Annotated in this window: 12 protein-coding genes; 5 read left to right on the top strand and 7 right to left on the bottom strand. The window is 69.4% G+C overall.

The window, feature by feature from the left end; all coding sequences use genetic code 11:
• Nucleotides 1-7: 7 nt before the first annotated feature.
• The 3 genes from FKO37_RS16045 to FKO37_RS16035 all read right to left on the bottom strand — a co-directional run bounded on the left by FKO37_RS16045 (nt 8) and on the right by FKO37_RS16035 (nt 2,518).
• Nucleotides 8-766, bottom strand: coding sequence for an SDR family oxidoreductase (locus FKO37_RS16045; protein WP_238604876.1), 759 nt, complete (start codon nt 764-766; stop codon nt 8-10).
• The gene (locus FKO37_RS16040) at nt 763-1,977 is read right to left on the bottom strand and encodes an acetyl-CoA C-acetyltransferase (protein ID WP_238604875.1); all 1,215 of its coding nucleotides are present in this window, start codon (nt 1,975-1,977) and stop codon (nt 763-765) included. Before FKO37_RS16040 ends, FKO37_RS16045 begins: the two co-directional genes overlap by 4 nt.
• Before the next feature lie 115 nt (nt 1,978-2,092).
• Complete coding sequence (locus FKO37_RS16035) at nt 2,093-2,518, bottom strand: VOC family protein (RefSeq protein ID WP_238604874.1); 426 nt, start codon at nt 2,516-2,518, stop codon at nt 2,093-2,095.
• Nucleotides 2,519-2,764: 246 nt separating this feature from the next.
• On the opposite strand from FKO37_RS16035, the gene FKO37_RS16030 reads away from it, so the two are divergent.
• From FKO37_RS16030 to FKO37_RS16020, 3 genes are read left to right on the top strand one after another with little or no spacing between them, the layout of a single operon-like run.
• Nucleotides 2,765-2,968, top strand: coding sequence for a ferredoxin (locus FKO37_RS16030; protein ID WP_238604873.1), 204 nt, complete (start codon nt 2,765-2,767; stop codon nt 2,966-2,968).
• A 1-nt stretch (nt 2,969) separates the two neighbouring features.
• The gene (locus FKO37_RS16025; RefSeq protein ID WP_238604872.1) at nt 2,970-4,145 is read left to right on the top strand and encodes an NAD(P)/FAD-dependent oxidoreductase; all 1,176 of its coding nucleotides are present in this window, start codon (nt 2,970-2,972) and stop codon (nt 4,143-4,145) included.
• A 19-nt stretch (nt 4,146-4,164) separates the two neighbouring features.
• Nucleotides 4,165-5,760 carry an FAD-dependent oxidoreductase gene (locus tag FKO37_RS16020; RefSeq protein WP_238604871.1) on the top strand — a complete coding sequence of 532 codons (1,596 nt, stop codon included), beginning with the start codon at nt 4,165-4,167 and terminating at the stop codon, nt 5,758-5,760.
• Nucleotides 5,761-6,067: 307 nt separating this feature from the next.
• On the opposite strand, the gene FKO37_RS16015 is transcribed toward FKO37_RS16020, so the two are convergent.
• Together FKO37_RS16015 and FKO37_RS16010 are read right to left on the bottom strand one after the other, a co-directional pair.
• Nucleotides 6,068-7,339 (bottom strand): NAD(P)/FAD-dependent oxidoreductase, encoded by a 1,272-nt coding sequence (locus FKO37_RS16015; RefSeq protein WP_238604870.1) that lies wholly within the window; start codon nt 7,337-7,339, stop codon nt 6,068-6,070.
• Nucleotides 7,336-8,601, bottom strand: a complete 1,266-nt coding sequence (locus tag FKO37_RS16010) for an FAD-dependent oxidoreductase (RefSeq protein ID WP_238604869.1) — start codon at nt 8,599-8,601, stop codon at nt 7,336-7,338. Before FKO37_RS16010 ends, FKO37_RS16015 begins: the two co-directional genes overlap by 4 nt.
• Before the next feature lie 224 nt (nt 8,602-8,825).
• Here FKO37_RS16010 and FKO37_RS16005 point away from each other — a divergent pair, with 224 nt between their 5' ends.
• Together FKO37_RS16005 and FKO37_RS16000 are read left to right on the top strand one after the other, a co-directional pair.
• Nucleotides 8,826-10,199: an NAD-dependent succinate-semialdehyde dehydrogenase gene (locus FKO37_RS16005; protein ID WP_238604868.1), complete on the top strand. Its 1,374-nt coding sequence runs from the start codon at nt 8,826-8,828 to the stop codon at nt 10,197-10,199.
• 16 nt (nt 10,200-10,215) lie between these two features.
• Nucleotides 10,216-11,337 (top strand): Zn-dependent alcohol dehydrogenase, encoded by a 1,122-nt coding sequence (locus FKO37_RS16000; protein ID WP_238604867.1) that lies wholly within the window; start codon nt 10,216-10,218, stop codon nt 11,335-11,337.
• 65 nt (nt 11,338-11,402) lie between these two features.
• On the opposite strand, the gene FKO37_RS15995 is transcribed toward FKO37_RS16000, so the two are convergent.
• Nucleotides 11,403-12,185, bottom strand: a complete 783-nt coding sequence (locus tag FKO37_RS15995; protein ID WP_238604866.1) for an SDR family NAD(P)-dependent oxidoreductase — start codon at nt 12,183-12,185, stop codon at nt 11,403-11,405.
• A gap of 87 nt (nt 12,186-12,272) precedes the next feature.
• A complete protein-coding gene (locus FKO37_RS15990; RefSeq protein ID WP_238604865.1) occupies nt 12,273-14,582 on the bottom strand; it encodes a LuxR C-terminal-related transcriptional regulator in 2,310 nt (769 codons plus the stop codon).
• Nucleotides 14,583-14,609: the final 27 nt, after the last annotated feature.

Genomic DNA, 14,609 nt, shown 5'->3' with positions numbered 1-14,609 from the left:
GTAAGGGTCATTCGACGATCGACATCAGAGTTCCGCCGCCGTCGACAACGACGGTCTGACCAGTCATCCAGGCCGCGTCGGACGAAAGAAGGAACGCGACGACCCCGCCGACGTCCTCGGGAACGCCCAGTCGTTTGAGCGGGTACGCCTGGCTGGTCTCCTCTTCGCGGCCTTCGTACAAAGCGGCCGCGAACCGCGTCTTCACCACCGCGGGGGCGACGCCGTTGACCCGGATGCCCGGCCCCAGCTCAAGGGCGAGCAGCTCGGTGATCGAGTTCAGCATCGCTTTGGTCGCACCGTAAAAGCCGATGTTGCGGGCCGGGCGGAGGCTCGACACCGACGAGACGTTGACGATCGCGCCGCCGTTCGCGTTCATCCAGGCCGCACACGCTTTCTGGATCCAGGACACCGCGGCGATGCAGTTGACCTCGACGATCTTGCGCGCGGCACCGAGGTCAAGCTCCGCCATCGGCCCGTAAGTCGGGTTGATCCCGGTGTTGTTCACCAGGAAATCGACGCTGCCGAACGTATCGAGAGCCTGCCGGATGACCTCGTCCTGGTGCTCGGCGTCGTCGGCTCGCCCGGCCACGCCGAGCGCGTGCCCCGCGCCGCCCAGCTTCCCGACCGCTTCGTCGAGGGTCTCCTGTTTCCGGGCGGTGATCACGACCCGCGCTCCGTCAGCGACCAGCCGTTCGGCGATCCCCAGCCCGATCCCGCGGCTGGCGCCGGTGACGATCGCGGTCCGGCCGTCGAAACGCCCCGTCATGACAACCGCTCCAGCACCATCGCCATGCCCTGGCCGCCGCCGACGCACATGGTTTCCAAACCGAACTCCTTGTCGTGCCACTGCAGGGAATTGATCAGGGTGCTCGTGATCCGCGCACCGGTCATGCCGAACGGGTGTCCCACCGCGATCGCACCGCCGTTGACGTTGAGCTTGTCCTCGTCGATCCCCAGCTCGCGCGCGGAAGGGAGCACCTGCGCCGCGAACGCCTCGTTGATCTCGACCAGGTCGATGTCGCGGACGGTCAGACCGGCCAGCGCCAGCGCCTTGCGGGACGCCTCGACCGGACCGAGACCCATGATTTCCGGCGACAGCCCGGAAACTCCGGTGCTCACGATGCGAGCCAGCGGCGTCAAACCGAGTTGCTTCGCTTTCTCATCGGACATGACCACGACCGCGGCGGCACCGTCGTTGAGCGGACAGCAGTTTCCGGCGGTGACCGTCCCGTCCGGACGGAAGACCGGTTTCAGCCCGGAGACGCCCTCGATTGTCACCCCGGCGCGCGGGCCGTCGTCCGCGCTCACGACCGTGCCGTCCGCGAGGGTCACCGGAATGATGTCCTTGGCCCAGAAGCCGTTCGCGATGGCTTGCTCGGCCAGATTTTGGCTGCGCACCGCGAACGCGTCCTGATCCGCTCGGGTGACGCCCTTCAGCTGGGCCACGTTCTCCGCGGTCTGCCCCATCGCGATGTAGATGTCGGGCATGCTGCCGTCGCCCCGGGGGTCTGCCCAGCGCTGACCCCCTTCGGCGAACTTCTCCGTGCGCGCCAGCGCATCCGCGAACACCGGGTTGCGCCCCTCGGGGTTGTCCGCCATGCCGTTGCCGTAGCGGCTGACGGTCTCGACCCCCGCGGACACGAACACGTCGCCCTCGCCGGCGCGGATCGCGTGCAACGCCATCCGGGTGGTCTGCAGGCTGCTCGAGCAATACCGGTTCACAGTCACGCCCGGCAGATGGTCCATCCCGGCCAGTACGGCCACGGCGCGGGCGAGGTTGTTGCCCGATTCCCCGGCGGGCTGGCCGCAACCGAGCATCAGGTCGTCGATGTCCCGCGGATCGAGTCCGGGAACCTTCGCCAGGGCGGCCGCCACCATCGTCGCGGCCAGATCGTCGGGACGCAGGTCTTTCAGCGATCCCTTGCCGGCCCGGCCGATGGGCGAGCGGGCCGTGGCGACGATGACGGCTTCACGCATCGGATCTCCAGATAACTAAGCGCTTGCTCATGATCGGACGGGCGTCACCTTCGCAGGAATCCGGAGCCAGCGGGCGCTACGGCGGCGATACTGTGCCCGTAGGGGGGATGCCGCGCTACTGGTTCCCGGATTCGCCGGCGCGCTGATCGACGGCTTGCATCCAGTGCAGAAGCGCGCCACCGGTCTGCGCCGGGTCGAGGAAATGCTCCGCCCAGCCGTCGTGGTCTGCAGACTCTCCGATGACCGCGGCGCCGCCGGCGACCGCCAGCGCTTTGCACGCGCCGATCTCGGTGGTTTCAAAGGAAACGTGGTGCAGGCCGCCACCCGTTCTGGCCAGGTACCTCGTGATCGGGCTTTCGATCCGGCCGCGGGGTGCGAACACCTCGAGCCGGGTGCCGGAGCCCACGCGGATCCACGAGCCTTGAATGTCGAGTTCCTCGTCCCCGCCCTCTTCCTCGACAATGCCGCCGAGGCAATCGACGATGGCGGCGACCACGTCGCCGTAGCGTTTCCGCGCGCTGACGATCCCGATGTGGTGCAACGAAAAAGGCCTTGCGCCGGCAATCCGCCCGTGTGGTCGGCGAATGTCGTCATCTCTCCTCCAGGAATCGCTGTCGTGCGCCTCATCGTGTCGGTGCCGATCAGCATTTCGCGGTTTGGCGGGCCGAACTGCGCCCGGCCGGGCGGATGCCGCTCCCCCGCACGGGCTGTCCTTTCCGGCGGAACGTCGGCGGACCGGCTTTTCCGCGCGACAGTCAACGCAGCCTCGACGGAGAAGGATCGCTCGATGACACTGAAAATTATCGCGGACACTGGCGCGTGCAAGGGAACTGCTTGCTGTCTGATGGAAGCCCCTGATCTGTGCGACGTCGACGAGACGACCGGGAAGGTCGTCGTGCTGGTCGACGAGATCGACGACGCCCGGCGCGCGGAAGCGGAAACCGCGGTCCGCGCGTGCCCGGCCGCCGCGCTCGAACTCCGGGAATGCTGACATGGACCGGATCGTCGTCGTCGGCGCTTCGGTAGCCGGGGTCAACGCCGTCGAAACGTTGCGCAAGAACGGCTTCGGCGGCGAGATCACGCTCGTCGGAGCTGAACCGGAACTGCCGTACGACCGGCCGCCGCTCTCGAAAGACGCGTTGAAGACCGGCCCCGGCGCTGCACCCGCGGCCTTGCAATCGCCGGAATGGTATCCAGAGCACGGCATCACTCTGCGGCTCGGACAGCCCGCGGCGGGCCTTTCCGCGGCGGACCGGCAGGTCACGCTCGCCGACGGAAGCAGCCTGCGCTATGACGGTCTCGTCGTAGCGACCGGTTCTGCCGTGCGGGCCTGGGGCCAGTCCGCGCGGACCGGGCCGGTGCGCACGCTGCGCACCCTGTCCGACGCCGCAGCGCTGCACGGAGAACTCCGTCCAGGACGGCACGTCGTGATCATCGGGGCGGGGTTCATCGGCCTGGAGATCGCCGCCACCGCACGGGAACTGGGGCTGGACGTCTCGGTGATCGAGATCGAGGCCGCCCCGCTCGCCCGCGTTCTCGGAGCGGAAACCGGTCGCTGGTTCGCCGAACTGCACGCCGCCAACGGCGTGTCGATGCGGTGCGGCAGCCGCATCGAGCGGATGGAACGGTCCGGAGGCCAGACCAAGATCGAGCTGTCCGACGGGACCGGGCTCACCGCCGACGTGGTCGTCGCGGGCGTCGGGGTCACCCCGGCCACGGCTTGGCTCGCCCGCAGCAACATCTCGATCGACGACGGGATCGTCTGCGACGAGAGGCTGCGCACCACGCTGCCCGGCGTGGTCGCCGCCGGGGACATCGCCCGCTGGCACAACCCGCTCTTCGGCCACGACATGCGCGTCGAGCACTGGCTCAACGCGGTGGAGCAGGGCCAGCACGCCGCGTTGAGCCTGCTCGGCTCGGACGAGCCCTACACCCATGTTCCGTACTTCTGGTCCGATCAGTTCGACGCGAAGATCCACAGCGTCGGGATCACCGCCGACGCCGACACATCAGCTGTCCGGCGACTCGACGCCAACGGCATCTCGGTCGTTTTCGGCCGCCGCGGCCTCGTGTGCGGCGCGCTGTGCGTGAACTCGCCCCGCGACATCGCCCACTACCGGCAGGCCATCCGGAACCGCACGCCGTGGAACGACCTCGTCCCCCGCTGACCCCGATACGGAGCCCGCAATGGCATATGTGATCACCCAAGGATGCTGCAACGACGGCTCCTGCGTCCCGACCTGCCCGGTGCAGTGCATCCGCCCGCGCCCCGGCGACCCCGACTTCACCCACACCGAGCAGCTGTACATCGACCCGAAAGCGTGCATCGACTGCGGCGCCTGCATGGACGCCTGCCCGGTCGAGGCGATCTACCCGGATTACGAAGTCCCGGACGGCTACAGCGACTACACCGACCTGAACGCGGAGTACTTCGAAGCGCACCCGCTGTCCGGCGGAGACGTGCCCAGCTACACCCGCCGGGTGCTCGCCGAGGGACACGACAGCCTCCGGGTCGCGGTCGTCGGCTCGGGACCGGCGGGCATGTACGCGACGGGACTGCTGAGCGAGATCCCCGGCGTCAGCGTGTCGGTGTTCGAGCGGCTCCCGACACCGTTCGGCCTGATCCGCTCCGGCGTCGCACCCGACCACACGCGCACCAAGTCGATCGCCGACCGCTTCGGCGACTACCTGAGCCGCGGCAACGTCTCCTGCTATTTCAACGTCGAAGTCGGACGGGACATCACGCTGCCGGAACTGCTCGAACACCACCACGCGGTCATCTGGGCAGGCGGAGCCGCGGCCGACCGCACGCTCGGCGTTCCGGGCGAAAACCTCGACGGTGTCTGGTCCGCGCGGGACTTCGTGGCCTGGTACAACGGCCACCCTGAGTTCGCGGACCGCTCGTTCTCCGCCGACGGCAACCGCGCGGTCGTCGTCGGCAACGGCAACGTGGCCCTCGACGTGGCACGGACCCTGCTCCTCAGCCCCGACGTGCTCCGGCAGACCGACATCTCCGACGCCGCGCTGGACGCTCTTTCCCGGTCCGGCATCCGGGAAGTCGACATCGTGGCCCGCCGAGGCCCCGAGCACGCGGCGTACTCGCTCGGCGAGCTTCTCGCGCTGTCGAAACTCGACGGCATTTCACTGCTCGCGGAACCCAGCGAAGTCGCCGCTGCCCCCGATCACGGCCGTCGCCACGAAATCCTGCTCCGCGCGGCGGACGAGGCCGGGGGACGCTCCGATCGCGTGATCCGCCTGCGCTTCGGACTGGAACCGGTTTCGATCGAAGGCAGCGACCGGGTGGAGTCGATCACCTTCCGGCGCACCGACGGCCAGGTCGAAACGATCTCCGCGGCGGCCGTGTTCCGCGCGATCGGATACCGCGGGCTGGAGGTCGACGGCCTGCCCTTCGACCCCGTCACCGCGACCGTCCCGCACGACGCGGGCCGTGCCGTGGACCCCGCCTCCGGCGAGGACGTCCCCGGGCTGTACTGCTCAGGCTGGATCAAGCGCGGTCCACGCGGCATCATCGGCACCAACAAGACCGACGCGACCGAAACGGTCGACAGCATCCTCCAGGACCTCGCCGCCGACCGGCTGACCGAGCCCGGACACGATCCGGCCGCGCTGGCGGAACTGCTCGCCGCACGCGGTGTCAACGTCGTCGACAAGGCCGGCTGGCAGCGGATCGACGAGGCGGAGAAAACGCGCGGCTCCGGCGAGGCCCGGCCGCGGAAGAAGTTCGTCGCGCTCAGCGACATGTTGCGGACCGCGCGCGGCTGAGCGCACGCTGAGGTTTTCTGAGTAGCGCGGTGGGCGGTAGCGGTGTTTGTCAGGACGCTGCGGAGCACCGCCGACGAGACGCACCGAGCGGCCCTCCCGTTGAAGTCCCCGCGTGCCAGCCCCACGAGCGCGGTGCGTGAAGCTGTGCCGGGCGCGGTCCGGCCGGTGCGAACGTCTGTGAGGGGAACCCTGAGGGAATCTGATTCCGTCAGGGTTCCCCTCACAGACGTCGGCGGAAGCGGAGAAGCCACCCAGCCCGGTCGAACGGCTGCGGAGATTCCCTTGGCACCGTCCAGGTTTTGCCGTGCTACAACGCCGAACCCACGGAACGCCGCAGCAGCACCTCGTCCGCGGCGCGGTCGCCCGAGCGCAGCGCACCGTCCATGCTGCTCACCCAGTGTTCCGCCGTGTGCTCGCCCGCGAAATGGATCCTCCCCTGGCCGACCTCGCGGGCGAGCAGCGCGGGCAACCGCGGGAAATCCGCCATCGGGCACGACACCACCCCTCCGGCGAAGCGTTCCCGGGTCCAGTCCTGGAGCACGCCCGCGAGCCGTTCGGGCTCCGCGCCGGTCGCCGCCCGGACGAGGTCGTCGAGAGCGGCGAGTGCGCGTCCTTCATCCCGCAGGAAACCGTCGTTCCGGTCCGGGACGAGACCGTAAACGACGACGGTGTCCTGCTCGCCGATCGGCCCTGCCCAAGCGAAGGCGATCGGCCCGTCGCTGGTGACCGTTTCCCCCAGCCGCCGCCGAAGCGCGTCCCCGTCCGCGTACTGCCCGACGACCTTTCCGCCTTGGGACATCGGCGTCGCCGCCAATGCCTGGGCTTTCCACTCCGGCAGCACCGGGTCGAACCCGATGCCGCGCGTCGGCGTCACCGGCGTCGCCACGATGACGTCGTCGCAAGCGAACTCGCCGGACGAGGTCGTCACGACGGTCTCGGACCGGTTCCGGCTGATCGACCGCACCGGCTGGCCGAACCGGATGTCCAGACCGGCGGCCATCGCGGTCGCGAGGGAATCGGCCCCGCCGGGGATCATCCAGCACGTCTTCCCGGAATGCGGCGGGTGGATCGCGGACATCGGAATCTCCTCCGGCTCGTGCACCGGATTCATCCCCGTCTGCGCCCGCACCAGCCGACGGGCCAACCGGGACAACCCGGACCGAGCCGTCCACGACGCGACCGACTCCGTGCTCACCGGCGGAACGGCACTGAGCGCCGCGCGCACCTCGTCGACCGCCTTCGCGCGCTCCTCCGGCGCTAGCAGCCGCCCTTCGACCACCACAGTGTTGTCCAGAACCGAGCCGAGATCGATTCGCCCGTCCGGTCCTGGCTCGAACAGGCGAATCGTCGGCGTGAGCTTCACCCCGAAGTCGGCACACGCGCGCAGAATCCGGTCCTGGCCGAGATCGATGAACGACCCGCCCAGGTCGCCGGACTGGCCGTAGCGCAACCGCTCCGTGCGCGTACGCCCGCCGACCCGGGACGTGGCTTCGAGGACGACGACTTCCTCGCCGGCTGCCCGCAGCCTGCTCGCTGCCGCAAGCCCGGCGAGACCGGCTCCGACGACGACAGTGGTCATGCTCGCACCAATCCTTCTTCGATTTCCTGCAGGGACAAGCGTTTCGAGGCACGCAGCACTTCGTCCGCGGCACGCAGGCCGGACAGCGCCGCGCCTTCGAGACTTCCTTGGTGGCAGCCGTCGGTGTAGTCGCCGCTGAAATGCACGCGAAGGTGCGGTACGGCGAACTGCGCGGCGAGATCGCCCGCGCGGCTGGCGAAACCGGCGTGAGCACTGACTGAGCGCGCGTACGGGTCTGCCGTCCAGTTGTGCTGCCGAGTCGCCAGGCGCGTGACCGGCGCACCGACCGCCGCCTCCACCACCGCGTCCAGCGCGTCGGCCGCCGCGCCTTCGGTTTCCAGGACGAACCGCTCGGGACCAGTGACAAAGCCGCTGACCACCGCCGGTCCCTCGGCCTGGTGCGGATTACTCACGAACGCAGCGGCGATCGGGCCGTCCGAGACTACCGCCGGGGTCAGCGCCTTGCGCACCGCGTCCCCCTCTGCGTACTGACAGGCGACCTTGCCTCCCCGTGCGCTCTGCAGCGACGACAGCGCCGCCACGATGTTGGCTGGCAACGGAGGGTCGAAACCCAACGCTCCGGCAAGAGGTCCCGGTACAGCCACGATCACTCGCTCAGCCGCCAGCCGCTCCCCGTTCTCCAATTCGACTTCGATGCGACCGCGACGCTGACGTACCGCGCGCGCCGCCGAGTTCAGCCGTACGTCAAGCCCTCTGGCCAACGCTCCCGGCAGCGCCTGCGCTCCGCCGACCACCCGCTGCACGGTGGCTGAACCTTTCCCCGCGAGCGAGGGTGCCAGGTAGGAGACGGCGACCAATGCGGCCTCAGCGCCCGGCGACAGACCCAGGCTGCCGATCCACTGGCTGACCAGTTCGTGCGGTGCCAGCGGATTCTCGTCGACTGCGGACCGGATTTCCCGGTCGACCGCGGCGAACCGTTCGCCGCGAAGGGCCTTGCCGCCCAGAACGATGTGACCCGGGTTCAGCCGGAACGGCTCCGAAAGGCCGACGCCCACTTCGGCGCACAGCTTGGCGACGGCCCCGGACGGCCCCCACAGGAGTTCGCCGCCCAAATCGCACTGCAGGCCACCGGCGAATCCGTCGCGGACCGTGTAAGCCCGCCCACCGATCCGGTCGCGTGCTTCGAGCACCACAACCGGTACTCCCGCCGCGGAAAGCCGGTGCGCGGAGCACAGACCGGCGAGGCCCGCGCCGATGACCACCACCGGACGCCTGCCGTCACCTGGTTCTTCGCTAGGCACGTCAACTCCTGAGGTCGAAGCGAATGCTTTTCCGCGTTCCAGCAAACCGTTTCGAGGACCAGGAAACCGCGCATCGCACGCGAAGTACGCCCGTCCGGGCAGTGCCGCGACGCGCGAACGCCTTCCCCCGTGCGGGTGCTCAATGCCGGTCAGGACGCGGATGCGGTGCGGCGCTGTGCTTCTAATGGCGCGGCAGCCGGACGAGCTGACGAGCGAGGGGACAGATGAGCAAGTACACCGTTACCGACCCGAGCACCGGCGAGACAGCAGCGACGTTCGCGACTCATTCCGACGACGAGGTGCGGGCCCGGATCGTTCGCGCGGACGCCGCGTACCGGAAGTGGGGCAGGTCTTCGCCCGTCGCCGAACGATCGGCATTGCTGGGCCGGGTCGCGCAGCTGTGCCGGGATCGGCGCCAAGACCTCGCCGCGATCGTCGTGCGCGAGGTGGGCAAGCCGATCACCTCCGCGCTGGGCGAAGTCGACATCTGTGCCGACATCTTCCAGTACTACTCGGAAAAAGCCGCGGAATTCCTCGCCGACGAACAACTCGAACTGCGGGAGACACCGGGCAGAGCGATCGTCCGCCGCGATCCGATCGGGACGGTTCTCGGGATCATGCCGTGGAACTACCCGTACTACCAGGTCGCTCGGTTCGCCGCGCCGAACCTGCTTCTCGGCAACACGATCCTGCTCAAGCACGCCTCGCAGTGCCCGGCGTCGGCCGCGGAGATCGCCCGGCTCTTCGCTGACGCGGGCTACCCGGAAGGCGCGTACGAAGCGCTTTACGCGACCAGCGCGCAGATCGAGGACGTCATCGCCGATCCGCGGGTGCAGGGCGTGTCGGTCACCGGGTCCGAGGCGGCCGGATCGGCGGTGGCGCGGGTCGCCGGGCAGCACCTGAAGAAGGTCGTCCTGGAACTCGGCGGCTCGGACCCGTTCGTCGTGCTCAGCACGGAAGACCTAGACGCGACCGTCGAATACGCGCTGTGGGCGCGATTCTACGAGAACGCCGGGCAAGTCTGCTGCGGCGCCAAGCGGTTCATCCTGGCCGACGAGGTGTACGAACCGTTCCTGGAGAAGTTCCTTGCCGCGCTGAAGGAATTGCGTCCGTCCGACCCGGCTAAGCCCGACACGCTGCTCGGCCCGGTCTCTTCCGCGGGCGCTGCGCAAACCTTGGCCGACCAGCTCAAACGAGCCGTCGAAGGCGGGGCGCGCGTCGCGCTCGGCGGCGAGCGGCAGGGCGCGTTCGTCGAACCGACTGTGCTCGTCGACATCGACCCCGGCAACGAGGCCGCCCGCGAAGAGTTCTTCGGTCCGTTCGCGCACATTTACCGGGTCTCCTCCGAGGAAGAGGCGATCGCGGTGGCGAACGACACGCCGTTCGGACTCGGGGCGTACGTGTTCAGCGCCGACGAGGAGCAGGCGCTGCGGGTGGCCGGCCAGATCGACGCCGGGATGGTCTCGGTCAACACCTTCGGCGGCGAAGGCCCGGAAGTGCCCTTCGGCGGGATCAAGCGTTCCGGCTTCGGCCGGGAACTGGGCCGTTTCGGAGTGGACGAATTCGCGAACCGCAAGCTCATTCGCACCCGTGCGTGACAGGAGGACGGAACCGATGGGATTCGAAGGGCGCACGACCCGCGCCGCGGTGATGTACGGCGTCAACGAGCCGCTGGCCGTCGAGGAAATCGAGATCGCGGAGCCCGGACCCGGCGAGGTGATGGTCAAGCTCGCCGCGAGCAGCGTCTGCCACAGCGATCTCCACGCCCTCGACGGCGGCTGGCCCCCGCAGGTCCCGATCGTGCTCGGCCACGAAGGCGCGGGCACGATCGAAGCGGTCGGTCCGGGGGTGACCCGGCACGCGGCAGGCGACCCGGTGTCGCTGTCCTGGACGCCGGGATGCGAGCGATGCCGGTTCTGCCTGACCGGCCGCCCGAATCTGTGCGAGCGGATGATGGAGACGACGGGCTCCAACGTCATGGTCGACGGCACGACCCGGATGCGCAAAGGTGCCCAGGAGATCTACACCTACATGGGGACCGGCTCGTTCAGCGAGTACACCGTCGTCCCGGAGACCGGTGCCGTCCCGATTCCGGCAGGGTCGCCGATGGACGTCGCCGCGGTCGTCGGATGCGCGGTCACGACCGGCTTCGGCGCCGCGACCAAGACCGCGCGGATCCGCGCCGGCGACACCGCCGTCGTGATCGGTCTCGGCGGAGTCGGGCTGTCGGTCATCCTGGGCTGCGTCGCCCAGTCGGCCGGGATGGTGATCGCGGTCGACGTCCACGAAGACAAGCTCGTGACCGCCAAGCACTTCGGCGCCACGCACGTGGTGAAGGCACGCGAGACCGACCCGGTCGCCGCCGTCGCCGAGTTGACCGGCGGACGCGGAGCCGACTTCGCGTTCGAGGCGATCGGGCTGAAAGCCACGATCGAGCAGGCGATCGGCATGCTCGGCCCGCGGGGCACCGCGGTACTGGTGGGCATGCCGCCCTCGGGCGTCGCCTTCGAAGCCGATCCGACGATGGTCGCCTTGACGGAGCTGCGCATCGTGGGGTCCAACTACGGGTCGGCGAACCCGCCGGTCGACTTCCCGCGGATCCTCGGCCTGGCCCAGTCGGGCCGGCTAGACCTCGCGTCGCTCATCACCCGGCGCATCGCGCTCGACGACATCAACGAGGCGTTCGAGCACATGAAGCGCGGCGAAGGGATCCGGACCGTCATCAGCCACGGCTGACCGAACACCGCGGCGGGCCCGGCACCTGATCGTGCCGGGCCCGCCGCGGTGTGCCGAATACCCTCCTACTGGACGGTCACGCCGCCGTCGACAACCAGGACCTGCGCCGTCATGTAGGCGGACGCGGACGAAGCCAGGAACACCGCGGGCCCGACGAACTCTTCGGGCTGAGCCCAGCGCCCCATCGGGACCTGGCGCCGGATGTAAGTCGCGACGTCCTCGTTCGCTTCCAGATCCGGCAGCATCGCCGTTTCGACGTAGCCCGGCGCGATCGCGTTGACCTGCACGCCCTTGCGGGCCCACTCCAGTCCGATCGCGCGGGTCACGCCGACCAGCCCGTGCTTCGCCGCGATATAGGCGCTGTCGTTGCGCATCGCGATCAGCCCCAGCACCGACGCGATGTTGATGACCTTCCCGCCGCCGTCCTTCAGGAACGGCGACGCCGCCTTGGTGAGCAGCCAGCACGACTGCAGGTTCAGTTCGAGAATCCTTTGCCACACTGACAAATCCGTCTTCTCGATGGACGAATCGTGGTCGTCGCCCGCGTTGTTGACGAGAATGTCCAGGCCGCCCAGCGTCCGCGCGGCGTTCTCGACACACGTCTCGATCGCCTCCGGCGAACGCAGATCGGCGGAGTAGGGTTCGAAGCTGCCCGGCGCGTCCGCGGCCAGTTCGGCGGTCTCTTTCAGATTTTCCGCCGAGCGGGCCGCGCCGATCACATGCGCGCCGTGCCGTGCGAACCCCACCGCGATCGCCCGCCCGATGCCGCGGCTGGCACCAGTGACGAGAGCGCGGCGGCCGGTGAGATCGAAATCCGGTAAGGACAAGGAATCCGCTGCGTTAGTCATGTCCGCACGATGGCAGGAGATTCGCCGCTGTCCGCGGCACCAGGGGCGAAGACAGCCCGTACGGGGGTCGGCTCCGCCTCCGCCCGGTCAGCTCGCGTCTTTGCGCTGCTGCGCGATCCAGTTCGCGATCTGCGTGCGCGTCGTGAACCCCAGTTTCGTCAGCGCCTTCTCGACATGGCCGTCGACGGTTCGCGGCGACAGGACCAACCGCGCCGCGATGTCCCGGTTCGTCAGGCCGTCCGCCACCAACCCGGCGACCTCCCTCTCGCGCTTCGTCAACACCGAGGGCTGCTTGCGCCCGGTCTGGGACGCAGGCGGCTGTTCTCCCAACGCCAGCGCGAAGACGGCGTCGGGAGGCATCGCGCGCCCGCGGTCGTACGCGGCCTGGAATTCGTTCTCCCCCAACTGCTCTCGAGCCATCCGCAGGAAGGTCTCGTGGAGCTCGGTCAGGTGCACCGATCCGAACAACGGAGACCCGAGCGGCCCCCACAAGGCAGCGGCGCCGCCGAACAACGCGGCCGAGCGGTCGCCGTCTCCCTCCGCCGCTCTGACCCAGGCCAGTGCGTCGACTGCGAGAGCGAGCCCGAGGGTGTCGTGGAACGAACGCTTGGTCCGAAGGGCCTCGGCGAAGTCCGCTCCCGCCTGCTCCGGTTTCCCGGCGAGCACGGTCGACAGGCCGCGCACCCACAACACGTACGAGAGCTGCCACTGTTCCCCGGTCTGTTCGCCGCGGGCCAACAGCTCTTCGAGCATTTTCGCGGCTTGGTCCAGCTGTCCGGACAGGACGAGCATGCTCGCCATCTCCGTGCGCATGAGGTCCGGGTACTGCGGCTCCACGTCCGCTTTCTCGTACTGGGCAAGAGATTGCTCGAACAGGACGATCGCCTCGGACAGATCAGAGTGCAGGTATCGGGTCGCCGCGAGGACGTGCTTGGCGTAGGCGAGCGCGGCAGGATCGTCGAGCGCTGCCGCGAGATCGACCGCGCTCTGCGCGGACCGGGTCGCTCCCGCCTCTTCTCCCCGGGCGCTGTCGAGATAGGAGGCGGTCGCCAGGCCCCAGGCGCGCTCCCGCGTCGGCTCGGGGCAGAGCGGCAGCACTCGCTCCAGCCACAGCCGTCCTTCGGTGATGTGGTCCATCGCCAGCCAGAACCACACCATCCCGGCCATGCGCAGAGCGCGGCCCGCGTCCGCCGGTTCGGAGAGACAGTGCTCGAACGCGCGGCGCAGGTTGGCGTGCTCGTCGCGCAGCCGGTCCGCCCACTCCAGTTGCCGAGGGCCGTACCACTGCGTGCCTGCCTGCTCCATCAGCTCGGAGTAGTAGTCCCGATGCCGTCGGTGTACCTCAGGCTCGGCGCCGGTTTCGGCGAGCCGGGCCTGGCCGTATTCGCGAAGGGTCTCGAGCATGCGGAAGCGGGCGTGCCCGCCGCGCTCTTCCCGGATGAAGACGGACTTGTCGAGCAGTCCGGCGACCGTGTCGAGGACGTCGTCGGCGGGCACTGCCTCGTCGGCGCAGACCGCCTCGAGCGCGCCGGTGTCGAAGCCGCCCGCGAACACGGACGCGCGGGCCCACAGCGCCTGCTCGCCCGGAGTGCACAGCTCGTAACTCCAGTCCACCAGCGACTGCAGCGTCCGGTGCCGCTCCGGATCGTTGCGATTGCCCTCCCGCAGCAGCTGGAACCGGTCGTCGAGGCGGCGTTCGAGGTCGTCGACAGTCAGCACTCGCAACCGCACCGCCGCCAGCTCGATAGCCAGCGGGATGCCCTCCAGCCTGCGGCACAAGCGCACGACGGCCTGTTCGTTGGCCGGGGTCAGCTCGAACCCGGGCACGGCCGCGGCCGACCGGTCGGCGAAGAGCGCGACCGCGGGAAACCGGGTCGCGGTGCCCGGTTCCATCGGTTCGCCCGGTTCGGGGACTGGCAGCGGCGGAACCGGGAAGACGTGCTCGCCGGCGAGCCGCAGGGCCTGCCGGCTGGTCGCGAGCACCCGGACGTGCGGAGCCGCCCGCAGCACCTGGTCGGTCAGCTCCGCCGCGGCGTCGACGAGGTGCTCGCAGTTGTCGAGGACGAGGAGCATGCGGCGCTCCCGCAGGTGGCCGCACACGACTTCGGCCGCCGAGCGGGTCGACTGCTCGCTGATCCCCAGCGCGTCCGCGACCGTGTGCGGCAGCAGCGCGGGGTCCTTCAGCGACGCCAGCTCGACCAGGCACGTCCCGTCCGGGAAGGCCCGGCGCACATCGGCGGCGACGGTCGTCGCGAGCCGGGTCTTCCCCACCCCGCCGATCCCGGTCAGCGTCACCAGCCGGGCCGCGGTCAGCAGCTGCCGGACCGCGGCGACCTCCTGCCGGCGTCCCACGAAGGTCGTGAGATCGGCGGGCACGGTGTTCGGCTTCGCTGCCATGGGGTCCCTACGTGCTCGGATGGGGTG

The sequence above is a fragment of the Amycolatopsis sp. Poz14 genome (genome assembly GCF_006704225.1).
In the GTDB taxonomy this organism is placed as follows: domain Bacteria; phylum Actinomycetota; class Actinomycetes; order Mycobacteriales; family Pseudonocardiaceae; genus Amycolatopsis; species Amycolatopsis nivea.
This window is presented reverse-complemented; position numbering and strand designations above follow the sequence as displayed.